Origin of the sequence: Myceligenerans pegani (assembly GCF_014892515.1) — a bacterium.
Classification (GTDB): Bacteria; Actinomycetota; Actinomycetes; order Actinomycetales; family Cellulomonadaceae; genus Myceligenerans; species Myceligenerans pegani.
Genome location: NZ_JADBGR010000112.1, coordinates 118,885 through 141,549 on the forward strand (window position 1 = coordinate 118,885; position 22,665 = coordinate 141,549).

General features: G+C 71.7%; 22 protein-coding genes. 19 read left to right on the forward strand and 3 right to left on the reverse strand.

Features of this window, described 5'->3' with window-relative positions; genetic code table 11:
* Positions 1-169: 169 nt before the first annotated feature.
* Positions 170-1,105 carry an AraC family transcriptional regulator gene (locus tag IIE03_RS25215; protein ID WP_192865542.1) on the reverse strand — a complete coding sequence of 312 codons (936 nt, stop codon included), beginning with the start codon at positions 1,103-1,105 and terminating at the stop codon, positions 170-172.
* Between the two features lie 162 nt (positions 1,106-1,267).
* Between IIE03_RS25215 and IIE03_RS25220 the strand changes: the two genes are divergently transcribed.
* From IIE03_RS25220 to pcaDC, 17 genes are all read left to right on the forward strand, one after another.
* On the forward strand, positions 1,268-2,722 hold the full coding sequence (locus IIE03_RS25220; protein WP_192865543.1) for an aldehyde dehydrogenase family protein: 1,455 nt from the start codon (positions 1,268-1,270) through the stop codon (positions 2,720-2,722).
* 33 nt (positions 2,723-2,755) lie between these two features.
* The gene (locus tag IIE03_RS25225) at positions 2,756-3,883 is read left to right on the forward strand and encodes a sugar ABC transporter substrate-binding protein (protein ID WP_192865544.1); all 1,128 of its coding nucleotides are present in this window, start codon (positions 2,756-2,758) and stop codon (positions 3,881-3,883) included.
* A 14-nt stretch (positions 3,884-3,897) separates the two neighbouring features.
* Positions 3,898-5,343, forward strand: coding sequence for a sugar ABC transporter ATP-binding protein (locus IIE03_RS25230; RefSeq protein ID WP_192865545.1), 1,446 nt, complete (start codon positions 3,898-3,900; stop codon positions 5,341-5,343).
* A 29-nt stretch (positions 5,344-5,372) separates the two neighbouring features.
* A complete protein-coding gene (locus IIE03_RS25235; protein WP_192865546.1) occupies positions 5,373-6,320 on the forward strand; it encodes an ABC transporter permease in 948 nt (315 codons plus the stop codon).
* A gap of 189 nt (positions 6,321-6,509) precedes the next feature.
* Positions 6,510-7,472: an ABC transporter substrate-binding protein gene (locus IIE03_RS25240; RefSeq protein WP_318843171.1), complete on the forward strand. Its 963-nt coding sequence runs from the start codon at positions 6,510-6,512 to the stop codon at positions 7,470-7,472.
* The gene (locus tag IIE03_RS25245; RefSeq protein WP_192865548.1) at positions 7,472-8,269 is read left to right on the forward strand and encodes an ABC transporter permease; all 798 of its coding nucleotides are present in this window, start codon (positions 7,472-7,474) and stop codon (positions 8,267-8,269) included. The genes IIE03_RS25240 and IIE03_RS25245 overlap by 1 nt, the downstream gene beginning before the upstream one ends.
* Positions 8,266-9,117: an ABC transporter permease gene (locus IIE03_RS25250; protein ID WP_192865549.1), complete on the forward strand. Its 852-nt coding sequence runs from the start codon at positions 8,266-8,268 to the stop codon at positions 9,115-9,117. Before IIE03_RS25245 ends, IIE03_RS25250 begins: the two co-directional genes overlap by 4 nt.
* 1 nt (position 9,118) lies before the next feature.
* Complete coding sequence (locus IIE03_RS25255) at positions 9,119-9,952, forward strand: ABC transporter ATP-binding protein (RefSeq protein WP_225998304.1); 834 nt, start codon at positions 9,119-9,121, stop codon at positions 9,950-9,952.
* Positions 9,953-10,032: 80 nt separating this feature from the next.
* Positions 10,033-10,833: an IclR family transcriptional regulator domain-containing protein gene (locus tag IIE03_RS25260; RefSeq protein WP_192865550.1), complete on the forward strand. Its 801-nt coding sequence runs from the start codon at positions 10,033-10,035 to the stop codon at positions 10,831-10,833.
* Positions 10,834-10,952: 119 nt separating this feature from the next.
* Positions 10,953-12,155 carry a thiolase family protein gene (locus IIE03_RS25265; RefSeq protein WP_192865551.1) on the forward strand — a complete coding sequence of 401 codons (1,203 nt, stop codon included), beginning with the start codon at positions 10,953-10,955 and terminating at the stop codon, positions 12,153-12,155.
* Positions 12,152-12,856 carry a 3-oxoacid CoA-transferase subunit A gene (locus IIE03_RS25270; RefSeq protein ID WP_192865552.1) on the forward strand — a complete coding sequence of 235 codons (705 nt, stop codon included), beginning with the start codon at positions 12,152-12,154 and terminating at the stop codon, positions 12,854-12,856. The genes IIE03_RS25265 and IIE03_RS25270 overlap by 4 nt, the downstream gene beginning before the upstream one ends.
* Before the next feature lie 17 nt (positions 12,857-12,873).
* Positions 12,874-13,503, forward strand: coding sequence for a 3-oxoacid CoA-transferase subunit B (locus tag IIE03_RS25275; protein WP_192865608.1), 630 nt, complete (start codon positions 12,874-12,876; stop codon positions 13,501-13,503).
* A 23-nt stretch (positions 13,504-13,526) separates the two neighbouring features.
* On the forward strand, positions 13,527-14,774 hold the full coding sequence (locus IIE03_RS25280; RefSeq protein ID WP_192865553.1) for a 4-hydroxybenzoate 3-monooxygenase: 1,248 nt from the start codon (positions 13,527-13,529) through the stop codon (positions 14,772-14,774).
* A 15-nt stretch (positions 14,775-14,789) separates the two neighbouring features.
* The gene (gene pcaH / locus IIE03_RS25285; protein WP_192865554.1) at positions 14,790-15,617 is read left to right on the forward strand and encodes a protocatechuate 3,4-dioxygenase subunit beta; all 828 of its coding nucleotides are present in this window, start codon (positions 14,790-14,792) and stop codon (positions 15,615-15,617) included.
* The gene (pcaG, locus tag IIE03_RS25290) at positions 15,614-16,168 is read left to right on the forward strand and encodes a protocatechuate 3,4-dioxygenase subunit alpha (RefSeq protein ID WP_192865555.1); all 555 of its coding nucleotides are present in this window, start codon (positions 15,614-15,616) and stop codon (positions 16,166-16,168) included. Before pcaH ends, pcaG begins: the two co-directional genes overlap by 4 nt.
* On the forward strand, positions 16,161-17,486 hold the full coding sequence (locus IIE03_RS25295; protein ID WP_192865556.1) for a lyase family protein: 1,326 nt from the start codon (positions 16,161-16,163) through the stop codon (positions 17,484-17,486). The genes pcaG and IIE03_RS25295 overlap by 8 nt, the downstream gene beginning before the upstream one ends.
* Positions 17,487-17,567: 81 nt before the next feature.
* A complete protein-coding gene (pcaDC, locus tag IIE03_RS27105) occupies positions 17,568-18,809 on the forward strand; it encodes a bifunctional 3-oxoadipate enol-lactonase/4-carboxymuconolactone decarboxylase PcaDC (RefSeq protein WP_192865557.1) in 1,242 nt (413 codons plus the stop codon).
* A gap of 319 nt (positions 18,810-19,128) precedes the next feature.
* Here pcaDC and IIE03_RS25305 read toward each other — a convergent pair whose 3' ends face one another.
* Positions 19,129-19,701 (reverse strand): TetR/AcrR family transcriptional regulator, encoded by a 573-nt coding sequence (locus IIE03_RS25305; RefSeq protein WP_192865558.1) that lies wholly within the window; start codon positions 19,699-19,701, stop codon positions 19,129-19,131.
* 95 nt (positions 19,702-19,796) lie between these two features.
* On the opposite strand from IIE03_RS25305, the gene IIE03_RS25310 reads away from it, so the two are divergent.
* Entirely contained in the window at positions 19,797-20,687 is an 891-nt protein-coding gene (locus IIE03_RS25310) for an SDR family oxidoreductase (RefSeq protein ID WP_192865559.1), read from the forward strand.
* Positions 20,575-21,039: an MmyB family transcriptional regulator gene (locus tag IIE03_RS27110; protein WP_192865560.1), complete on the forward strand. Its 465-nt coding sequence runs from the start codon at positions 20,575-20,577 to the stop codon at positions 21,037-21,039. The genes IIE03_RS25310 and IIE03_RS27110 overlap by 113 nt, the downstream gene beginning before the upstream one ends.
* A 569-nt stretch (positions 21,040-21,608) precedes the next feature.
* Here IIE03_RS27110 and IIE03_RS25320 read toward each other — a convergent pair.
* Entirely contained in the window at positions 21,609-22,664 is a 1,056-nt protein-coding gene (locus IIE03_RS25320) for a saccharopine dehydrogenase NADP-binding domain-containing protein (RefSeq protein ID WP_192865561.1), read from the reverse strand.
* Position 22,665 lies beyond the last annotated feature (1 nt).

The window sequence follows — 22,665 nt, forward strand, 5'->3', positions numbered from 1 at the left end:
TTGCGGTTCCGGGCCTTCTTGCGTCCTGGTGTGTCGTGGACGCCTGAGGTCGTAGGAGGTCCGAGATCGTGTCCGGCCATGGCACGGGGATGGCGGGACGGACGCGACGCGAGCCGGGAGGAGGGCGACGAGCGAGACAGCGAAGCATTCTCAGCCGGATGGAGCCGGGTCAGCTCGCGCGCACCGCGCGTTCCCGCGCACGCCACTCCCGGGGCGTGCACCCGTGCTCGCGTCGGAAGGCTCGCGTGAACGTCCCCACGTCGTCGAAGCCGGAGGCGTAGGCCACCTGCTCCACGGTGCGCGCCGCGACCGAGGCGTCGGTCAGCAGACGTGCCGCCACCCGCAGCCGTTCGGACCGCAGGAACGCCGCCGGGGTGAGCCCGACCTGCTCGAACACCTGGTAGAGCCGCCGTCGGGAGACGAAGTGGCTCCTCGCCACGTGGTCGATGTCCAGGCCCGGCATTGTCGCGTGGGCACGGAGGAACTCGCGGATCGTGTGCCGCAGTCCGCCCGACGTCCTGGGGACGACAGGCCCGTCCCCGAACGACGTGCGGACCATGACCCGGGCCAGGTCGCGGGTAACGTCGGCGACGAGGGGTGGGCCGGCGCCGTCGGGCAGTGTCGCCACGTAGGAGAAGAGGTTGTGGACAGCGGCCTCCTGTTGTCCGCCGGGTACGGCGAGGCGGTCCGTGGCGGCCTCGACCATGCGCTCGGGGAGTCCGAGCGACGAGCGGGAGACCTGAACGAGGAGCTGCTGCTGTCCCGGCCGTGAGTAGTCCACGTAGTACGGGCGGTCCGTCGCATAGACGACGACGGACCCCGGACGGACCGAGGCGGATCGTCCGCCCTGGGACACCGTGCCGGTAGAGGATCGCTGCAGGGAGATGTGGAGGTCGTCCCCGGCCGCGCGGGCGGCGAGCCGCTCGGTGCGTTCGGAGCAATGGCCGGAACTCGTGGCGAGCGAGACCGACAGGCTGTCGTCGAGCGGGGTGTGTTCCATGCGGCCCGAGAAGGCCGGCTCGAAACGAGCGCAGCGCAGCGGTACGAAGCACTCGCTGACCAGCGTCTCCCAGCTGTCGGCGTGCTCTGCCTCGAGGACCACCATTGTTCGTCTCCCGCACATGTGTTCCCAGACCGTACCGCTGAGGCGTGAGGTCGGTCAACGCCGGCCGGCGATCGAGAGTGCACAAAACGCCGGATCGGAGCCGGGCGAGCCTGCCTACCGTTCCCTCACCGCCGCCGACGACGGTCAAGGAGGAGAGAGACGATGACGTTCTTCCGGCAGGACGAGTGGGACGGCCGCGCCTACGTGGGGGGCTGGACCGAGCTCGAGGGCACGGCGACGGTGGTGTCGCCGTCGACGGGTGCCACGCTGGCCACCGTGGCCTCGGGCAGCGCGGCGGACCTCGCCGACGCCGTGGGCCGCGCGGCGGCCGCCCAGCGCGACTGGGCCGCGCGCCCCGCGCACGAGCGTGCCGACGTGATGCGCCGGGCGGCGGCCGTGATCGAGGCGCACGGCGAGGTGCTGGCACGCTGGCTTGTCGACGAGGCGGGATCCGGCCGGGGCAAGGCCGCCTTCGAGGCGGGCCTCGTGGCCGCCGACGCCCACCAGGCTGCAGCCTCGGCGATGATGCCGTACGGGCAGCTCCTGCAGTCGGCGCACCCGCGCCTGAGCCTCGCCCGGCGGCGGCCCGTCGGCGTCGTGGGCGTGATCGCACCCTTCAACTTCCCGACCATCCTCGCGGCCCGTTCGGTGTTCCCGGCCCTCGCCCTCGGCAACGCCGTCGTGCTCAAGCCGGATCCTCGGACCACGGTCGCCGGTGGGCTGTTCCTCGCCGCGGTGGTGGAGGAAGCGGGCCTGCCCGCGGGGGTCTTCGCGGTGGTGCCGGGCGAGGCGGACGTCGGTGCCGCGCTCGTGGAGCACCCCGAGGTGCCGGTCATCTCGTTCACCGGATCGACGGAGGCGGGCCGCGCGATCGGCGAGCGCGCCGGACGGCTGCTCAAGAGGGCCCATCTCGAGCTCGGCGGCAACAACGCGATGGTGGTCCTGCCCGGCGTCGACGTGGCCGCCGCCGCGTCCGCCGGTGCCTGGGGCTCGTTCCTGCACCAGGGTCAGATCTGCATGACGACCGGCCGCCACCTCGTGCACGCCGGCGTCTACGACGAGTACGTGGCGCTCCTGGCCGAGAAGGCCAGGGCGCTGCCCGCGGGAGACCCCGCCACCGGCACACCGCTCGGGCCCGTCATCGACGCCAAGCAGCTGGCGCGGATCGACGAGATCGTGACCGACACGGTGGCAGCCGGCGCCCGCCTCGCTGCGGGCGGCACGTACACGGACCTCTTCTACCAGCCCACCGTGCTCGCCGACGTGCAGCCGGACCACCGGGCGTTCACCGACGAGATCTTCGGCCCCGTCGCCCCCGTGGTCCGGTTCGAGGACGTGGACGAGGCGATCGATCTCGTCAACGCCACCGGTTACGGGCTGTCCGCCGCACTCCTTGGCCCCGACGCGTTCAAGGCGTTCGAGCTGGGCGACCGGATCCCCAGCGGGATCCTCCACATCAACGACCAGACGGTCGACGACGAGGCCCAGGCCCCCTTCGGCGGGACCGGGTTCTCCGGCACCGGCGCCCGCTTCGGCGGGCACGAGGCGAACATCGAGGCCTTCACGGAGACCCAGTGGGTCACCGTGCAGTCCCACATCCAGCGATACCCGTTCTGAGGTATCCCGACCATCACGAGAGGACGTGCGACGATGCGCGGACGACGTAGAGGAGCGGCTCTCCTGGCCGCAGGGGCGCTCGCCCTGACCGCCTGCTCGGGCGGCGACGACGAAGCCGCCGCAGGGGGTGGCGGCGAGGCCGTCGCCGATGTGGCGGCCGCCGAGAAGTTCCTGGAGCCCTGGACGGGCACGGGGGACAAGGACGTGCTGATCGACGAGCCGCTCGAGGCGCCCGTCGCGGAAGGCACCACGGTGGTGTACCTCGACGTGGGCACCCCGGTCAGCGCCGTCATGTGGGAGAACCTCCAGGCGCCGGCCGAGCTGCTCGGCATCGAGCTCGAGCGGGTCGAGGTGGGCCGCGACGCGCAGTCCATCAACACGGCGATGAACACCGTGGTGGAGCTGGCGCCCGACGGCGTCATCAACATCACCCTGGACCCGATCTTCTTCGAGCCGCAGATCGAGCAGTTCGACGCGCTCGGCATCCCGATCGCGAGCGGGTCGGTCATGACCACCGTCGAGCACGGGCTGCCCGAGGCGTTCAACGGCCCCGAGTGGATGAAGACCAACGGCGCCGTTCTCGCCGCTACCGCGGTGCAGCGGTCCGGCGGGGCGGGGGAGTACGTGTTCTACAACGTGCCCGAGTTCCCGTTCTCGGCGCTCGAGCTCGAGGGCGCACGGGCCAAGATGGCCGAGCTCTGCCCCGAGTGCACCCTGCGTGTGGTCGACATCCCGATCGCCGAGCTCGGCTCGACCGCGTCCGACCGGGTCGTGAGCGACCTGCAGGCCAACCCGCAGACGGAGTACTTCATCGCCGCCGTCGACGAGGTGCAGATCGGCCTGCCGCAGAAACTCGGCCTCGCCGGCCTCGCCGTGGACGGGATCGGCATGTGGACCGCCCCGCCGAACTACGAGCAGATCATCGCGGGCGACCAGGATGCCAGCCTGTCCGTCGACCTCAACCTCATGATGTGGACGGTCCTGGACCAGCTCCTGCGCGAGATCGGCGGGCAGGAGTACGAGTGGCCCGACGTGCAGACGCGCGCCGCGACCCTGTCCCACGTCACCCACCAGGAGAACGCTCCCGAGGATCCCGTCGTCGGGTACGTGTCCATCCCCGACTACCAGGAGCGGTTCGCCGCACTCTGGCTCGCGGACTGAGGAAGGACCCCATCATGGCCGACGGCCTCGCCCCAGCCCTCCTGCGCGTCACCGACCTCGTCAAGACGTTCCCCGGACTGACGGCGCTCGACCACGTGAGCCTGGAGGTCCGCGGGGGCGAGGTCGTGGCGGTCGTCGGGCACAACGGCTCGGGCAAGTCCACCCTCGTCAAGATCCTCGCCGGGGCGTACGCCGCCGACGGCGGCGCGGTCGTGACGGAGGAGGGCACCGAGCTCCACTTCATCCACCAGGACCTCGCCCTGATCGGCGAACTCACGGCCGTCGAGAACCTCGCGCTGTACAAGTCCCCGGACCCGGACCGCGCCTGCGAGCTCGTCGGGCGGTTCGGTCCCGTGTTCGACATCGAGGCGCCCGTCCGTGATCTCACCCCCGCGCAGCGGGCCGTGGTCGCGATCAGCCGCGCGCTCGACGGCTGGACGCACCCCGCGAACGTCGTCGTGCTGGACGAGTCCACGGAGTCGCTGCACAAGACCGAGGTCGACGTCCTGTTCGACGCCGTCCGGCGGCTGGCCGCCGACGGCGCGGGCGTCGTCTTCGTGTCCCACCGTCTCGACGAGGTCCTCACCCTGGCCGACCGCGTCGTCGTCCTGCGCGACGGGCGGAAGGTCGCCGACGAACCCGTCGCCACCCTCGGGCACGGCCGCCTCGTCGAACTCATCACCGGCGGCCAGGCCGCGATGGCTCACACCCACGAGACCACCGTGCGCGACGGCGACCCCGTCCTCACCGTCCGCGGCCTGCGCGGCGGCACCGTCGAGCACCTCGATCTCGACCTGCGGCCCGGCGAGATCGTCGGCGTGGCCGGTGTCCTCGGTTCCGGGCGTGAGGCGCTGCCCTCGCTCCTGTACGGCGCGGCCTCCGGTGCGGCTGACGAGCTGACGGTCTCCGGTGCGCCCTATCCGCGGCGGTCGCCCGGGGGCAGCCTGAGCCGCGGGATCGCCTTCGTCCCCGGCGACCGCGCCCGCCACGGGTCCGTCCGGGACCTCACCGCCCGGGAGAACCTCACACTGCCGCAGCTGCGGACGCTGACCGGGCGGTTCGGCAACCTCTCGGCCCGCCGTGAGCACGCCGAGGCGGACCGCCTCTTCACCACGTACCAGGTCCGCCCCGCCCGCCCCGAACAGCGCTTCGCCCTGTTCTCCGGCGGCAACCAGCAGAAGATCGTCATGGCCCGGGCCCTCCGTGACGATCCTGCCGTCCTCCTGCTCGACGAACCCACCCAGGGCGTCGACATCGGCGCCAAGGCCGCGATCTACGACGCCGTCGAGAGCGCGGCCGCCGCCGGCACCGCCGTCCTCGTCAGCTCGTCCGACGCCAAGGAACTCCTGCGCCTCTGCGACCGCGTGCTCGTCCTGCGCGACGGCCGCTGCGCAGCCGTCCTGACCGGCACCGACCTGACCGAGCACCGCCTCGTCACCGAGGGCTACGGGCTCTCCTGATCATGCACACCCCTCCCGAGGAGCACCCCGTGCGCGCCGCACTGTCCTTCCACAACATCAGCGCGATCTACATCTTCGTCATCATGTTCATCGTCTTCTCCGTCTGGATCCCGGAGAAGTTCCTCCAGCCCGGCGTGTGGCGCTCCCTGCTCGACGCCGAGGCGCTGACGGGCCTTGCCGCCATCGCTGCCCTGTTGCCCCTGGTGGCCGGGTCACTCAACCTGGCGGTCGGAGCCCAGGTGGGGTTCTGCGCGATCCTGTCCGCGTTCCTCCTGTCGAAGGCGGGGCTGCCGATCGCGCTGCAACTGCCTGCCGTCGTTCTCGCCGGCGCCCTGATCGGCTACCTGACGGCTCTGGTCATCACCCGGCTGCGGGTCGAGCCGATCATCGCCACGCTGGGCATGAGCTCGGTCCTCCTCGCGGGCATGGCGTGGGTCTCGGGCTCCCAGCAGATCCTCGATCTGGGCCCGGACTACCGCAGGATCGCGACCACGCAGTTCGGCGGCGTCACGGTGCCGGTCTACGTCCTGCTCGTGGTGGCCGTCGTGACCTGGTACGTCCTGGAGCGCACGCCCGTGGGCCGCCGGATGTACGCCGCCGGGTACAACCCCGAGGCCGCACGCCTCGCGGGGGTGGACGTCGCCCGGCTGAAGACGGGCACGCTCGTCGCGGGCGGCGCCATCGCGGCCCTGGCGGGGGCACTCCTGACGAGCCGGATCAACGCGGGCGACCCGACGGTCGGCCCCAGCTTCCTCCTGCCCGCACTGACCGCGGTCTTCCTCGGCTCCACGCAGTTCAGGCGCGGCCGGTTCAACGTGTGGGGCACGCTCGTCGCGATGTACGTCCTCGCCGTGGGCATCAAGGGACTCCAGCTCGGCGGGTCGCCACGCTGGGTGAACGACCTGTTCTACGGCCTGGCGCTCCTCCTGGCCGTCGCGCTGTCGCAGTGGGAGAAGCGCAGCGCCCGGCGCCGCTGAGCAGACCCTCGGTTGTCTCGATGTGGTCTCGGTCCATGACCGACGCCACGTCAGGAGTTGACCGTGGTCCGGCCGGTGCATAGTGTTCACTCTCAGCACATCCGTTCGCTGTGCGGTCGCCTCTTCGGTGTCGGAGGGGCGCAGGCACTGTCGGGCATGTGCGTCCGTCGTCGTTCGAAGGAGAACCCAGTGCGTCGTCACCTGACGTCGGTCGCCGTGGTCGTGGCCGCCACCCTTGTCCTTTCCGCCTGTTCCGGCGGCGGCTCCGCGCAGTCGTCTGCGGACAGCGGTGAACTCACCCCCGTCACCGTCGGGGTCATCCCGATCGTGGACGTGGCCCCCATCTATCTCGGCGTCAAGGAGGGCTTCTTCGAGGAAGAGGGGCTCGACGTGACGCTCGAGCTCGCCCAGGGCGGCGCGGCGATCGTGCCCGCGGTCGTGAGCGGGGACTACCAGTTCGGCTTCAGCAACGTCACCTCGCTCGTCCTGGCCACTGACCAGGGCGTGCCGCTCAAGGCGGTGGCGGCCGGGAACTTCACGACCGGCGAGGCGGGCGCGGACTTCAGCGCCGTCGTCGTCCCCGAGGGCTCCGAGATCGCCTCGGCGAAGGACCTGGAGGGCAAGACCGTCGCGGTCAACACCCTGAACAACATCGGCGACTCCACGGTCCGCGCCGCCGTCGAGGCCAACGGCGGCGACCCGGCCGCCGTCGAGTTCGTCGAGCTGGGCTTCCCGGACATGCCGGCCGCGCTCGCCGAGAGGCAGGTCGACGCCGCCTGGGTCGTGGAACCCTTCACCACCACCGCGGTGCAGCAGGGCGGGACCGCGGTCGTGTCGAACTTCGCGGAGACCGATCCGGAGCTGATGGTCGCCGCCTACTTCACGAGCCAGTCGTTCGCGGCCGAGAGTCCGGAGACGGTCGAGGCGTTCACCGCCGCGATGAACAGGTCCCTGGACCACGCCGCGGAGAACCCCGAGGCCGCCGCCGTGCTCGACGACTACACCGAGATCGCCCCGGAGGTGAAGGAGGCGATGGTCATGCCGCGCTTCTCGTCGGAGTTCTCGGAGGACTCCGTGAACCTGCTCAACGACCTGGCGGCGAAGTACGGCCTGGTCGAGGAGCCCGTCGACGTGAGCGCGTTGCTGCCGTGATGTCGCGCCCCATCCGTCCCAGGGCTCAGGTCCCCGCCTGGGTCCTGGGCGCGGCGGGGATCCTCACGTTCCTCGCCGTGCTCGAAGCCGTCCCGCGATCGGGTCTTGTCGACGCGCGCTTCCTCCCGCCCACCTCGCAGATCACCGCGGCGCTCGCCGAGCGCCTGCGGGGCGGCGACCTCTGGGTGGCGCTCGGCCAGACTCTCACCACGTGGGTGATCGGGCTCGCCATCTCACTGGTGGCCGGAGTCGTGCTCGGCGTGCTGTTCGGGATGGTCCCGGTGCTGCGCCGTGCCACGGCGTCCACGATCGAGTTCCTCCGGCCGGTGCCGTCGGTCGCCCTCATCCCGGTCGCGGTGCTGCTCTACGGCACGACGATGCAGAGCACCCTCCTGCTGGTCGTGTACGCCTCCTTCTGGCAGGTGCTCCTGCAGGTGCTCGCCGGCGTCGGCGACGTCGACCCCGTGGCCAACGACACCGCGCGCTCGTTCCGCTTCTCGCTCATGACCAGGGTGCGCACCCTGGTGTGGCCGACCGCGCTGCCGTACGCCGTGACCGGGCTCCGGCTGGCGGCGTCGGTGGCGCTGATCCTGACCGTGACCGGGGAACTGCTCATCGGGACGCCGGGCATCGGCCGGCTGATCGGCGTGGCACGGGAGTCGGGTGCGGTGCCCGCCATGTACGCGCTCGTCGTCGTCGCCGGGATGCTCGGTGTGGCGGTCAACCTGCTCGCGCGGGCCTTCGAGTCGCGCGCCCTGTTCTGGCACCCGTCCGTCCGAGGAGAGGTCGCGGCATGAGCACGCCGAAAACTCCAGGCTCCGCCGCGGGCGGACTGCGAACCACCGATCGCCTCGCGGCCGGCCTGCTGTGGCTGGTGGCGCTGCCCACCGTGCTGGTTGCCGCGTGGTGGTTCGGTTCGGCGAGCAGTGACAACTACATCAATCCCCCGTTGGCCGACGTCGTCGCTGCCTTCGTGCCTACCTGGTTCGGCGAGCCGGGCACGCCGTTCGCGGACAGCCGTGTCGCGGTGGACATCGTGCCCAGCGTCCTGCGTCTGATGGCCGGCTACGCCGTCGCGCTCGTCGGCGGGATCGCGGCCGGCGTGCTCATCGGGTCCTCCCGGGCGCTGCGTGCCTTCGTCGAACCCGTCCTGGAGTTCTTCCGGGCCGTTCCGCCGCCGATCCTCGTGCCCGTTCTCATGCTCTTCCTCGGGATCGGGGACACGATGAAGGTCGTGGTCATCGCGTTTGGCTGCGTGTGGCCGATCCTGCTGAACACCGTCGAGGGCGTGCGCGCGCTCGATCCCGTGCTCCGTGACACCGCGCGCATCTACCGGCTCGGCCCCTGGGCACGCGTGCGGAAGCTCGTGCTGCCCGGTGCGAGCCCGCAGATCGTCACGGGTGCGCGCCAGGCGCTGTCCATCGGCATCATCCTGATGGTGATCGGCGAGATGTTCGCTGCCCGGGACGGGCTGGGCTTCTCGATCGTGCAGTTCCAACGGTCCTTCGCCATCCCCGAGATGTGGGGCGGCGTCGTCGTCCTGGGCCTGCTCGGCCTGCTGCTGTCCCTGACCTTCCGGGTCGCGTCCGATGCGATCCTCGCCTGGTACCACGGGTACCAGCGCGCCCAGCGTGGAGGTGCCTGACATGACCAGCCCCGTCGTCGAGAACCCGAGCGTCATGCTCGGGGTCCACGGCCTGAACAAGGTGTACACCGGACGCGGGGAGCCCGTGGAGGCGATCGCGGACCTGTCGTTCGAGATCTCCGCCGGCGAGCTCGTGTGTGTCGTCGGCCCGTCCGGTGCGGGCAAGACCACGCTGCTGCGCTGCCTCGCCGGCCTGCTCCCCGCCACCGCGGGCGACGTACGGCTCGCAGGGCAGGCGGTCAGCGATCCGCCGACCGGGATGGCCGTCGTGTTCCAGGAGTACGGCCGGTCGCTGTTCCCCTGGCTCACGGTGGCGCAGAACGTCGAGCTGCCGCTCCGGGAGAAGGGCCTGCCGAAGGCCCGCCGCAAGGAACTGGTGCGGGAGACCCTTGAGGCCGTCGGGCTGGGCGACGCGACGGCGTCCTATCCGTGGCAGCTCTCGGGTGGTATGCAGCAGCGTGTCGCGATCGCGCGGGCCGCGGCCTACGAGCCGCAGGTGCTGCTCATGGACGAGCCGTTCGCGGCCGTCGACGCCCAGACCCGGTTCGACCTCGAGGACCTCGTTCGCTCCTTGTGGAGTCGCCTGGGGGTCACGGTCGTGTTCGTCACGCACGACATCGACGAGGCGATCTACCTGGGCGAGCGCGTGCTCGTGCTGTCGGGCCGGCCCACCGTGCTCCTCGAGGACGTCCGAGTCGGACTGGGAGACGACCGGTCGCAGCTCGAGACGCGGGCGACACCCGAGTTCACCCGGCTGCGCACGCATGTCTACGAACTGGTGCAGGCCGCCAAGCGGGGAGCCCGCAGCGTCACGGACGCGCACCTGACCCACTGACAGCGGCCCTGGGCACCGGCGACATCCGGGCCTACGGTGCGGCGAGACGTCGAGATCGACACGAGACACGGGAGGACCCGATGGACGAGGGCACGCAGACGAAGGAGGAGGGCCACGGGCCGGAATTCGTCCAGTCGCTGGACCGGGGACTCGCGGTCATCCGCGTCTTCGGCGCAGAACGATCAGCGATGACACTCAGCGAGGTTGCTCGGGAGGCCGGCCTCAGCCGGGCGTCCGCCCGCCGCTTCCTGCACACTCTGCTGGAACTCGGGTACGTGGGCACGGACGGGCGCGCGTTCTCGCTACGGCCCAAGGTCCTGGAACTGGGGTACGCCTACCTGACGAGCTTCGACCTGCCGGAGGTGGCGCAGCCACACCTGGAAGAACTCTCCGAGACGGTAGGGGAGTCGGCATCGGTGGCCGTGCTGGACGAGACCGACATCGTCTACGTGGCCCGGGTCGCGACGCACCGCATCATGTCCGCCGCGATCCGCGTGGGTACCCGCTTCCCCGCGTATGTCACCTCGATGGGCCGCGCGATCCTGTCCCATGTCCCTGCCCGGGACCTGGACGCGTACCTGGGGAGGGTCACGTTGGTGCCCCTCACGCGCCACACCGTCACCGACCCGTCCGTGCTGCGCGCACGTCTCGCCGAGGCCCGGGCCCGCGGCTGGGCCCTGGTGGACCAGGAACTCGAGGAGGGCCTCCGCTCGCTCGCGGTCCCGTTGCACGGCGCCGACGGAGCCGTGGTCGGAGCGGTCAACGTCGCCGCGCCCGTGCGCCGCGGCGACGTCGCCGCGATCGCGGCAGAACTCGTACCCCCGCTCCAGGCGGCGGCGAGGGCCATCGAGGCTGACCTGGCCCGGGTCGCAGGGCGCTGACCCCGGGCGGCAGCGCCAGGGGCGATGAACAAGTGATACAACGGCAGGCGTCCGCGCAATGAACGTGTGTACGCATAGCGAACAGCCCGTCGGTGGCGGGCGTGGAGGTGGCGCTACCCATGCAGGCATTCGTCTACGACGCCGTCCGGACCCCGTTCGGGAGGTACGGCGGCGCACTGGCGGGAGCCCGGCCCGACGACCTGGCAGCGTTCGTGGTCGCAGAGCAGGTACGCCGTGCGCCCAACCTCGATCCCGCCCTCGTGGACGAGGTGATCCTCGGCGACGCGAACGGGGCCGGCGAGGACAACCGGGACGTCGCACGGATGGCGGTGCTCCTGGCGGGCCTGCCGCTGACCGTCCCGGGCAGCACCGTGAACCGACTGTGCGGCTCGTCCCTCGAGGCCGCGGTGCAGGCCGCCCGCGCGGTTGAGACGGGCGACGCGGAGGTCGTGGTCGCGGGCGGCGTGGAATCGATGAGCCGTGCGCCGTGGGTCGTGCGCAAGCCGGAGCGGGCATATCCCGCGGGCGACGCCGATCTCGTCTCCAGCACGCTCGGCTGGCGGCTGGTCAACCCCCGGATGGCGCCGGAGTGGACGGTGTCCCTGGGCGAGGCGACCGAGCGTCTGCGCGAGAAGCACGGCATCACCCGGGAACGTCAGGACGAGTTCGCCCTGCGCAGCCACCGGCTGGCCCATGCCGCCTGGGAGGCGGGCCGCTACGACGACCTGGTCACGGCGTACACCGGCCCTGGAGCGACCCCCGACCCGCTCGCACGGGACGAGCCGATCCGCCCGGACACCGGGACGGAGACACTGGCCACCTTGCGGCCCAGCTTCCGCCCCGACGGCACCGTCACCGCGGGCAACGCCTCCCCGCTGACGGATGGCGCGAGCGCGGCGCTGATCGGCTCGGAGCGCGCCGCGGAACTCACCGGCCTGACGCCCCTGGCGCGGATCGCGGGCCGGGCCGCCGTCGGCAACGAGCCACGGTACTTCGGGTACGCCCCGGTGGAAGCAGCGCACCGCGCGCTGGGGCGGTCCGGGATCGAGTGGGACGACGTCGGTGCCGTCGAGCTCAATGAGGCGTTCGCCGCGCAGGCCCTCGCGTGCCTCGACGCCTGGCCGATCGCCCCGGAGATCGTCAACGCCTGGGGCGGCGCCATCGCCGTCGGACACCCGCTCGGTGCCTCAGGCACGCGTGTGCTGGCTACCCTGGCTCGCCGCATGCGGTCGGAGAACGTTCGCTGGGGCGTCGCGGCGATCTGCATCGGCGTGGGGCAGGGCATGGCGGTCGTTCTCGAGAACACGGACGTGACGCCATGACCAGGACCCGGTTCGTGGACACGGCCGTGGAGGCGCTCGGAGTGGTACCCGACGGCGCCACCGTGATGATCGGCGGGTTCGGTCCTGCAGGGCAGCCCGTCGAGCTCGTCGCCGCACTGCTGGCACAGGGGGCTACGGACCTGGTCGTGGTGAGCAACAACGCCGGGAACGGCGAGGACGCGCTCGCGCACCTCATCGCTCTGGGTCGGGTACGCCGCATCATGTGCTCCTTTCCCCGCCAGGCGGACTCGTGGCACTTCGACGCGGCCTACCGCGCCGGGAGGATCGAACTGGAGCTGGTGCCGCAGGGGAACCTCGCCGAGCGCATCCGCGCCGCCGGCGCGGGCCTGGGCGGGTTCTTCACGCCGACGGGCTACGGGACGCCGCTGGCCGAGGGGAAGGAGACCCGGGTGATCGGCGGAGTCCCGATGGTGCTGGAGACGCCGATCCACGCCGATGTCGCGCTCATCAAGGCGCACCGGGCCGACCGCGCCGGCAACCTCACCTATCGCAGGACGGCCCGGAACTTCGGTCCCGTGATGGCCGCAGCCGCCCGCCGCACCGTGGTGCAGGTGGCCGAGGTGGTACCAGCGGGCGGGATCGACCCGGAGACCGTGGTCACGCCGGGGATCTATGTGGACTCGGTGGTGCGCCTCGACAGCGCCACCACGATCGCAGGAACGAAGGGGGCCGTGTCGTGACGCTGACCAGACAGGAGATGGCGGCGCGGGTCGCCCGCGACATCGCGCCCGGTTCCTACGTGAACCTGGGCATCGGCCTGCCGACGCTGGTCGGCAACCACCTGCCGGCAGGCTCCGGCATCACCCTGCACACCGAGAACGGGATGCTCGGCATGGGCCCGGCAGCCGTCGGCGACGAGGTGGACCCGGAGCTGATCAACGCGGGCAAGGTGCCCGTCACGGACCTGCCCGGTGCCGCGTACTTCCATCAGGCGGACTCGTTCGCGATGATGCGCGGCGGTCATATCGACGTGTGCGTGCTGGGTGCCTTCCAGGTCTCGGTACACGGTGACCTGGCGAACTGGTCCACGGGCGCCCCGAACGCGATCCCCGCCGTCGGCGGCGCGATGGACCTCGCCGTGGGGGCACGTGACACCTGGGTGATGATGACGCTCCTGGCCAAGGACGGCACGCCCAAGTTGGTCGAGGAGTGCACCCTCCCGCTCACGGGCCTGGGCTGCGTGTCTCGCGTGTACAGCGACCTTGCCGTGATCGACGTCGGCCCCCACGGCGCACGCCTGCTCGAGACGTTCGGCACGATGGCGTCCCAGGTCGAGGACCTGCTCGGCCTGGCCCTGACCACGCCCGCCGGCCTGCCGCAGCCCTGACACCGACGGAACGGGACGGACCGATGACGACGACTGCCGAGCGTACCCGGGTGGCGATCGTGGGTGGCGGGCCCGCGGGCCTGCTGCTCTCGATCCTGCTCACCCGCGACGGCGTGGACCATGTGGTGCTGGAGTCCCGCTCACACGACGAGATCGAGCACACGCACCGCGCCGGCATCCTCGAGGCCGGCTCGGTCAAGGTCCTGACCGACGCTGGCCTGGACCGCGTCCTGCGGGAGGGTGACCGGCACGACGGCATCGACCTGCGGTTCGGCGGCGAGACGCACCGGATCGATCTCGCGGGCCTGGCCGGCCGCAGCGTGTGGCTCTACCCGCAGACCGAGGTCTTCAAGGACCTCGCCGGCCATGCCCGGGGCACCGGCGCCGACGTCCGCTGGGAGGCCCAGGTCACCGAGATCCTCGACGCAGGCACCACCCTGCCCGGCGTCCGGTACCGGACCGCCGACGGCGCGACCCACGAACTGCGCGCCGACCTGCTCGTGGGCGCCGACGGCTCCCGCTCGGTCTGCCGCCACACCCTGCCCGAGGACGTGCGCCGATCCTTCTCGCACGAATACCCGTACGCCTGGTTCGGCGTCATCGTCGAAGCCCCGCGCAGCGCATCCGAACTCGTGTACACGGCGTCCGAGCACGGCTTCGCCCTGGTCTCCCAGCGCACCGAGACCCACCAACGGCTCTACTTCCAGTGCGACCCCGTCGAAGACCCCGCCGCCTGGACCGACGAGCAGATCTGGGCCGAGCTCCAGCGCCGCGTCGCAGGCCCCGACGGCTTCCGCCTGACCGAGGGACCGGTCCGGGAGAAGACCGTGCTGCGGTTCCGCTCCGCCGTCGTCGAACCCGTGCGGCACGGGCGGATGCTCCTCGCGGGCGACGCGGCCCACACCGTCCCGCCCACCGGCGCCAAAGGGCTCAACCTGGCGCTCGCGGACGTCGTGGTGCTGCACGACGTGCTGTCCGGGTGGTTCGCCCGCGGCACGACGGCCGGGGCCGACGACGTCCTTGACGAGTACGGCCGCCGGGCCTCGCGACGTGTGTGGCGGGCTCAGCACTTCTCGGCCTGGATGAGCAGGATGTTGCACTCCCACCCCGGCGAGTCCGGGTTCGAGGCACGCTGCCGGATCGCCGAGTTGCGGGCGCTCGCCGAGTCGGAGGCGGGCCGGCGCTTCATCGCGGAGGGGTACACCGGATGGGGCGAGATCCTGGCCCGACCGGCCGGGGCGACGCGCAGACGACCGCCACAGCGCGGGTGAGGAAAGGACGATGACGTGACGGACCACGACGAGCCACGCGGGGCGCCTGACACCAGGCTCGACCAGGCAGCCGAGTCACAGGCGAAGATCACCGCCGAGATCCGGGCGATCGAGGCGGACTACCGGGCCGGCAGGGCCGCGGGACGGCCTGAGGAACTGGGACCGCGGCTCGACTACCCGCCCTACCGATCCTCCCTGCTGCGCCACCCGACCAAGTCGCAGCACCTCGCCGATCCCGAGACGATCGAGCTGTTCGCACCCGTCTTCGGGGAGCGGGACGTCTCGCCGGTCGAGGCGGACCTGACCGTCCAGCACCTGGGCGAGCCGATCGGCGAGCGCATCACCGTGCGCGGTCGCGTGCTCGACGGCGACGCCCGCCCGGTGCGGCGTCAGCTCGTGGAGATCTGGCAGGCCAACGCGGCCGGGCGGTACCTGCACAAGCGCGACCGGCATCCCGCGCCGCTGGACCCGAACTTCACGGGCGTGGGCCGCACGCTGACCGACGACGACGGCTGGTACGAGTTCCAGACCATCAAACCCGGCCCGTACCCGTGGAAGAACCACTACAAGGCATGGCGTCCCGCCCACATCCACTTCTCCCTGTTCGGGACCGACTTCACCCAGCGGCTGGTCACGCAGATGTACTTCCCGGGCGATCCGCTGTTCCCGCTCGATCCGATCTACCAGACCATCCCTGACTCGGATGCCCGCGACCGGCTCGTCGCGTCCTACGACCACGACCTGACCACGCACGAATGGGCCACCGGATACCGCTGGGACATCGTGCTGACCGGCACGCACCGTACGGTGTTCGAGCAGGACCGCCCCGAGGAGGACGAATGACCGAGCAACTCGAGCCCACACCAGGGCAGACGGTCGGGCCGTTCTTCGGGTTCGCGCTGCCGTACCCGCGCGGCAACGAGATCGTGGAGCCGGGCACGCCGGGGGCCGTCCGCGTCCACGGCACGGTGACCGACGGCGCCGGGCAGCCCGTGCCGGACGCCCTCCTGGAGATCTGGGGCGCGGCGCCGTCGGGCGAGATCGTCCGGACCGGCGGGCACCTGCGCCGTGACGGGCGTTTCACCGGGTGGGGCCGTGCTGAGACCGACCGCGAGGGCTACTACTGGTTCCGCACCCTGGAGCCGGGCGTGACCGAGCCGGGCGCCGCGCCGTTCTACGCGGTGACCCTGTTCGCCCGCGGCCTGCCCGACCGGTTGTTCACACGGGCCTACCTGCCCGGCGCGAACGGCGCGTTCCTCGACGCGCTGGGCGACCGCCGTCGTACCGTGATGTGCGAGCGCGAGCCCGACGGCGCTCTGCGCTTCGACATCCGGATGCAGGGGGAGGGCGAGACCGTGTTCCTCGACTTCGGCGGGTACGGGCCCCGTGGCTGAGCACGGGCTTCTGCTGCCCGGGGCCGACACGGCTCCGGGCAACCGTGCGGGTGCCGCGACCGACGACGTCGCGGTGCTGGCCGCCATGCTCACCGCCGAGCGGGAGTGGACCAGGGCTCTGGAGGACGTCGGAGCCGCACCACCGGGGGCGCACGATGCCGTCGCCCGCGCCGCCGAGGCTCTGTGGGGTGCTTCCGTGGACGCCCGGAACCCCACGTCGCGGGACTCCGCCACCGTTCGCGACCTCGTCGTGGAGGTGGCTCGCGAGGCCGGGCGCACCGGGAACCCGGTCGTTCCCCTGGTCGAGCGGCTGCGGAGGGCGGTCACCACCGAGGCCCTGCGATCGGTCGTCCATACGGGGTTGACCAGTCAAGACGTCGTCGACACCGCCCTGATGAGCGTCATCCGCGACGCCGCCGCCCTGGCGCACGCGGACCTGCGGCGCGTCCGGACCGCGCTCGCGTCCCTCGCCGTCCGGTACCGGGACACACCCGCACTCGCCAGAACCCTCGCCCAGCCCGCCGTACCGACCACCTTCGGAGCCCGTGCCGCGACCTGGCTCCAGGGTGTCGCCGAGGCCGACGACCGGCTCCTGGCAGAGGCCGCCGCACTGCCCGTCGCCTACGGAGGCGCCGCAGGTACTCTCGACAAGGTGCCGCACGGCGGCGGCGCCCGGGGCGACGGCGCCCACGGGACCGGAGCCTTCGTCGTCGTGCAGACCTGGGCCGACAACCTCGGCCTCGCCGTCCCCGCCGCACCCTGGCACGTCACCCGGTACCCCGTGACCCGGGCCGCCGGGGCGCTCGCCGAAGTGTGCGGCGCCCTCGGCAAGCTCGCCGCCGACGTCCTCACCGGCGTCCGCGACGCCGAGCTCGCCGAGCCCGCCGCCCCCGGCCGCGGGGCGTCGTCGACCATGCCGCACAAACGCAACCCCGTCCTGTCGATCCTCCTGCGCCGCTCCGCGATCGCGGCACCGCACGCGCTGGCGCAGGTGGCCACCGCGGCGGCACTCGCCGTCGACGAGCGGCCCGACGGTGCCTGGCACGCCGAGTGGCCCGCCCTGCGCGACCTCGCCCGGCACACCTCTGCATCCGCCGCCCTCGCTGCCGACCTCGCCGAGGGTCTCGCGTTCGACCAGGCCGCGGCGCTGCGGAACCTGCGGGACGCCCTGGGCGCGGCCGGCGCGACGGGTCCGGCCGGCACCCGTGACGGGAGCAACACGCGCGGCGAGAACGGGAAAGCCGCCTGGGACACCGGCGACGCCGCGCTGATCGTCGACAGGGTCCTGTCCCGCTACGCCCGTGTCCCACCCGTCTGAGATCACGGAACCACCAGCCGCCGCCTGCCGGGCCAGCGCCACGGCACCGGCAGCGAGAGCATCCGCCCCGAAGGAAGACACATGTCCGACCAGCCCACGCCCCCGCCCGTCCTCGGCGCCGTCCGGTTCGCGCTGCGCGACACGGCACGTCCGCTGATCGTGCTCGGCCCGAGTCTCGGCACATCCGTCGAGGCGCTGTGGCGCGACGCCGCCGAGCTCTTGGCACCCGATCTGGACGTGATCGGCTGGGACCTGCCCGGTCATGGCGCGTCCCCGGCCCTTGACGGCCCGGCCACCTGCGAGGGACTCACCGTCGCGGACCTCGCAGCGGGCGTGCACCGTCTCGTCATGGCCGCACAGGCCGAACGCGGGGACACCGGCGCGCCGTACTGGTATGCCGGCGTCTCGGTGGGTGGTGCCGTCGGACTGCAGCTCCTGCTCGACATGCCCGACGTCGTGCGCGGCGCGGTGCTCCTGGCGACCGGCGCCCGGATCGGCGATCCCGAGCGGTGGCACGAACGCGCCGACCTCGTCGCGACCGCGGGCACGCCGACACAGGTGACCGGCTCGGCAGAGCGCTGGTTCGCGCCCGGGTTCGTGGGCGCGGAGCCTCACGTGACGACCCGGCTCCTCGCCGCCCTGCAGACCACCGACCGGTTCGGATACGCCGCGGTCTGCCGGGCCCTCGCACGGTTCGACGTACGGGATCGTCTCGGCGAGATCGGCGCGCCGGTGGTCGCGGTGGCCGGCGGGCACGACATGGTCACGCCAGTGGCATCTCTCGAGGAGATCGCCGCCGGGGTCCGGCACGCGGGACTTCGCGTGCTGGACGACGTCGCGCACCTGCCGCCGGCCGAGGCACCTGCAGCGGTGGCGGCCGTCATCCGCGAGACGGTCCGGGGCGGAGACCACGGCAACGCCCTGCCCCGGACGGACACCGCGCGACGCGATGCCGACCGGGGCAGGGGGATGGCCGTGCGGCGGGCCGTGCTCGGCGACCCCCACGTGGACCGCGCGGTCGCCGGCACGACGCCGTTCACCGCCGGCTTCCAGGACCTCATCACCCGGTACGCCTGGGGCGAGATCTGGACACGACCCGGCCTCGACCGCCGGATGCGGTCCGCGGTGACGCTGACGGCCCTGGTCGCCGGCGGGCACTGGGACGAGCTGGGCATGCACGTGCGCGCCGCGACCCGCAACGGCCTGACCGTCGACGAGATCCAGGAGATCCTGCTCCAGACGGCGATCTACTGCTCGGTCCCGAGCGCCAACCACGCGTTCACGGTGGCGCAGGCGGTGCTGCGGGAGGACGGTCTGCTGTAGTGGGGCGTTCTCCGGCAAAGGCAGACCGGGCCGCCACATGCGGCTCGCGCCGCGACACAGGGCCGGGTCCGGGCAGCCCTGCGCGAACGTCGCGACGTCGGCGGCGGTGGCGTTCTACGCGACGCACCAGCGACTGCAGGATACTCGCCGTCAGGCGAGGTTGTGGGGTCCTGCTGGGGTGTTCCTGTCCCCGCTAGACGTCGGAACTCGGGGCGCGCTGGATGTGCCGGGTCAGGGGCGCAACCACGACACTTGCAGTGAGACCCTGGTCTTCGAGGACCTTGTCGTATGCGGTAGCCGTCGCTCACGCGGGCGGAAGTCAGTCGAGTCCTCTCGTCGCGGCGTGCAGTTCGCGCAGTGTTCGGCGAGCCAGCTCCGAGAACGTCAGGGTGTTCGCCGGCATGGTCCAGCGGGTGAAGGCGCGGCTGAAGGCCAGGCCGCCGAGCTCGGCGGCGATGCGCGTTACCGGGTCGGGCACCCCGCGTTCCTCGAGCGCCTCGGCCATGGCCGCGACCAGGCGGGTGTGTTTGAACGCGTCTCGCTCCTGCAGGTCGCTGTTGGCGGCGATGACCGCCTCCAACCGCGGACCGAACTCGCGCTGGGCCGGCGTGAACCGCGCGGTGGCGGCATCGAGACCTGCGGCGACGGCTTCCAGGGGCGTGGTCGAGGTGGGCGCGCCGGCGATGCCTTCGCGCAGTAGCTGCCCGAGCTCCTCCTGGCCGGTGGACAGCACCTCCCGCTTGTTGGGGAAGTGCCGGAAGAAGGTTGTCTTGGTCAGCCCGGCCCGTTCGGCGATCTCGATCACCGTGGTGTTGTCGTAGCCCTGCTCGCTGAACAGGTCGATCGCTGCTCTGACCAGGCGCTCACGTGCGTTCGGTTCCCATCGGGCCATGGCTACACCTTAGGTGATGTGACCAAGTTCCGTCAGTGCTACAGTTGGCGAAGTGACGGAACTTGGTCACATCACTTCGAGTGCGGAGGCTTTCCATGCGTGTACTTGTCACCGGCGCCAGCGGACACATCGGTTCGGCTGTCGTCAGGGAACTCGTCCGGTCCGGGCACGACGTCGTCGGCCTCGCCCGATCCGAGAGGTCCGCCGCCACCGTCCAGGCATTGGGGGCCGCGCCCCGACTCGGTGACGTGGACGATCCCGACGCCCTGCGGGACGCCGTGGCGACCGTCGACGGCGTCATCCATCTCGCGTTCAACAACCAGGCATTGCAGGCCGGGAACATGCAGGGGGCCGTCACCGCTGACCAGGCCGTGGTCACGACCCTCGGAGACGCACTCGCCGGCACCGGCAAGGCGCTGGTCGGGGTAGGCATGGGGTCGGCAGGCCCGGAGAGTGTGCGAGAAGCAGTGAGCGCCAACCCTCGTTCGGCCGTCGCCGACGAAGTGCTCGGTCTGGTCGAGCGCGACATCAGGTCCGTCCTGGTCGCGATCCCGCCAGTCGTGCACAGTGACCTGGACAGGACCGGCTTCGTCCCGACCCTGATCCGGATCGCACGTGCAACTGGCGTGTCCGGCTACGTGGGCGACGGCGCCAACCGGTGGCCCGCCGCGCACACCCTCGACGTCGCATCGCTGTACGCCTTGGCGGTGGACAAGGCGCCGGCCGGTGCCCAGCTTGTCGCCGCCACCGAGGAGGGCATCGTGGTACGTGACATCGCTCAGGCGATCGGCCGCCACCTGGGCTTGCCGGTCGCGAGCATCCCGGCGGACGAGGCCGTGAGCCACTTCGGGCCCTTCGCCTCGATCATGACACTTGGCCTGCCTCCGATGTCGAACGCGAGCACACGCGAATTGCTGGCCTGGGAGCCGGCCCACCCCGGACTGCTGGCAGATCTCGACGAAGGCCACTACTTCGCCAGCCACTGAGCCCCGAACAGGGCGACGTCGCGGGGGATCGGCTTCTCTACGACGTCGCCCTGTTGGCTCGGCGGGGCCAGCGCTGCGCGAACTGCCCCTCACCAGCCCTGACTTCCGCCGCTGGTGGTCCGAGCATCAGGTCGATCAGCACCGCCACGGCACCAAACGGCTGGACCATCCGGTCGCCGGAGGGGGAGGGCGGGTCAACATCCCCAGGCTTTCTGAGCCGGTACGGAACTCAGCGGTCCCACTCGACCGCCCGAAGCCGTCCACGCACGCCTCCGGCGGTTCCCAGGCGGCGAAGTGGTCGCCGACGGCGTGCTGCCGATACTCACGAGCATCGAGGAACGTCCCGACGTAGCCTCGCGACTTTGGCTTCGTGTCCCGCACGAACACCGAGAGCACGGTCGACGTGTCGATCCTGTCGGTGACGATGGCCGGTTGGGGATACGTGGCGAACGAGGCGCGATCGTGTCGGTGACCCGGTAGGCGCTGACCGACGTGAGCAGCTCGTCCGCGGTGAAGGCCGATACGTCGGATACGTGTGCGGCCGGGGTCAGACCTCCAGTGATTCGCGGGCAGCGAGCTGAGTGAGCGGGACCAGACTGAGCATGGCCGGGGCGAGGAACATCGCCATCGACCGCTGCCCGGTCTCGCTGAGCATGATCTCGTGGACCTGGACCGCTCTCAGGTCCCGGCTCCGCCAGGTGGGGACCGAGACACCGACCGCCGCCGCGATCTGCGATTTGGCCGCCCCCGGCCGGCCATCAGCACGATCCGCACCCGCCGCCCGCACCAGCCGGCACCGTCGACGCCCACGTCCGACGCTCCGGCGCCTCACGATCACCCTCACACAGGATCAGTCCCGCAGCGGGTCGCCGCACCCATGACCTCAAACCCGACCATGAAGTCACTTACGACACGCGGCCCCTAGTACAGGAGGTACTCGCCGCCGCACGATTCGGCGAGGGTAGGACCGAAGAGGGCGGCCGGGGTGTATGCGCCAGGTCGGCCCTCACCGGCCAGCAGCCGCCGGGCGATCTCTGCGGGCACAGCTCCGGTGTACTCCTGCGCGTCGCCCAGGCGCAGCCAGCCCTCTCGGGTCTCGCCGTCTGCCCAGCCCACGACGGCGTGCCCCCAGGAGTGATCGCGCGGGCGCTCCTTCGCTCTGACGCGTACCCGCGCGAGGTGGCGTGTGGTGAACGAGCGCAGCCGCTCCCATCGCATGAGGGTGCTCAGGGCGGGCATCATCGCTCGGACCAGGGGCGAGGACGGTGCTTCGCTGGTCGCCGAAAGTACATGTCGGGCCCGGCTCGCTCGGTGAGCCGCGAGCAGTTCGCCCGACGGCATGCTCGCGGTGGTGACCTGCGAGCCGTCCGGCAGGGTGAGGCTCACCGCGTCGCTGAAGATCCGGGCGGGGGCCAGGCGCCCGTCGGTGATCCGACGGCCATCGAGGCTGCCCAGAAGGGTGCCGATCAAGGCTTCACCGGCGGTGCCTTCCTCCATCGCGATCGAGGGCACCATGTCGACACGGACCCGAACCGGCGCGGGACGGCCCCCGCACAGCTTCACGACGACGCTTTCGGTGGCGGTCACGCCGAACCCGGCACCGGTGACCAGCGTATGACCGGCCTGGGTGGCCGCGTCGTGCATCTCGTACACGGCGGAGAGCGCCGCGACATCGTTCGCCAGGTCGATGTAGTGGCTGCCGGCGGCGTGGCAGGCGTCGACGACTTCAGGGGCCGTCGCGGTGAACGGTCCGATCGTGCTGATGACCACGGCGGGGCGTTGCTGCCGGATTCCCGCGGCGGCGGCTGCAAGGGAAGGGGCCGGCAGTGTTTCGCTGCCGGTCTGCTGCGCGGCGGCCCGAAGGCGGTTCGCGTCCCGGCCGACGAGGACGGCCGTCAGCCCGCGCCGGGCGAGCTGCGCTGCGATGGTGCGGCCGCTGCGGCCGGCGCCGCCGAGCACCCAGATCTGTGCACTCATT

Coding starts and splice junctions, on each gene's coding strand:
- IIE03_RS25310 (WP_192865559.1), top strand. CDS start 19,797: ATGCGTGTACTTGTCACCGGCGCCAGCGGACACATCGGTTCGGCTGTC.
- IIE03_RS25305 (WP_192865558.1), bottom strand. CDS start 19,701: ATGGCCCGATGGGAACCGAACGCACGTGAGCGCCTGGTCAGAGCAGCG.
- pcaG (WP_192865555.1), top strand. CDS start 15,614: ATGACCGAGCAACTCGAGCCCACACCAGGGCAGACGGTCGGGCCGTTC.
- IIE03_RS25250 (WP_192865549.1), top strand. CDS start 8,266: ATGAGCACGCCGAAAACTCCAGGCTCCGCCGCGGGCGGACTGCGAACC.
- IIE03_RS25220 (WP_192865543.1), top strand. CDS start 1,268: ATGACGTTCTTCCGGCAGGACGAGTGGGACGGCCGCGCCTACGTGGGG.
- IIE03_RS25225 (WP_192865544.1), top strand. CDS start 2,756: ATGCGCGGACGACGTAGAGGAGCGGCTCTCCTGGCCGCAGGGGCGCTC.
- IIE03_RS25255 (WP_225998304.1), top strand. CDS start 9,119: ATGACCAGCCCCGTCGTCGAGAACCCGAGCGTCATGCTCGGGGTCCAC.
- IIE03_RS25275 (WP_192865608.1), top strand. CDS start 12,874: ATGGCGGCGCGGGTCGCCCGCGACATCGCGCCCGGTTCCTACGTGAAC.
- IIE03_RS25245 (WP_192865548.1), top strand. CDS start 7,472: ATGTCGCGCCCCATCCGTCCCAGGGCTCAGGTCCCCGCCTGGGTCCTG.
- pcaDC (WP_192865557.1), top strand. CDS start 17,568: ATGTCCGACCAGCCCACGCCCCCGCCCGTCCTCGGCGCCGTCCGGTTC.
- IIE03_RS25270 (WP_192865552.1), top strand. CDS start 12,152: ATGACCAGGACCCGGTTCGTGGACACGGCCGTGGAGGCGCTCGGAGTG.
- IIE03_RS25320 (WP_192865561.1), bottom strand. CDS start 22,664: ATGAGTGCACAGATCTGGGTGCTCGGCGGCGCCGGCCGCAGCGGCCGC.
- IIE03_RS25215 (WP_192865542.1), bottom strand. CDS start 1,105: ATGGTGGTCCTCGAGGCAGAGCACGCCGACAGCTGGGAGACGCTGGTC.
- IIE03_RS25265 (WP_192865551.1), top strand. CDS start 10,953: ATGCAGGCATTCGTCTACGACGCCGTCCGGACCCCGTTCGGGAGGTAC.
- IIE03_RS25230 (WP_192865545.1), top strand. CDS start 3,898: ATGGCCGACGGCCTCGCCCCAGCCCTCCTGCGCGTCACCGACCTCGTC.
- IIE03_RS25280 (WP_192865553.1), top strand. CDS start 13,527: ATGACGACGACTGCCGAGCGTACCCGGGTGGCGATCGTGGGTGGCGGG.
- IIE03_RS25260 (WP_192865550.1), top strand. CDS start 10,033: ATGGACGAGGGCACGCAGACGAAGGAGGAGGGCCACGGGCCGGAATTC.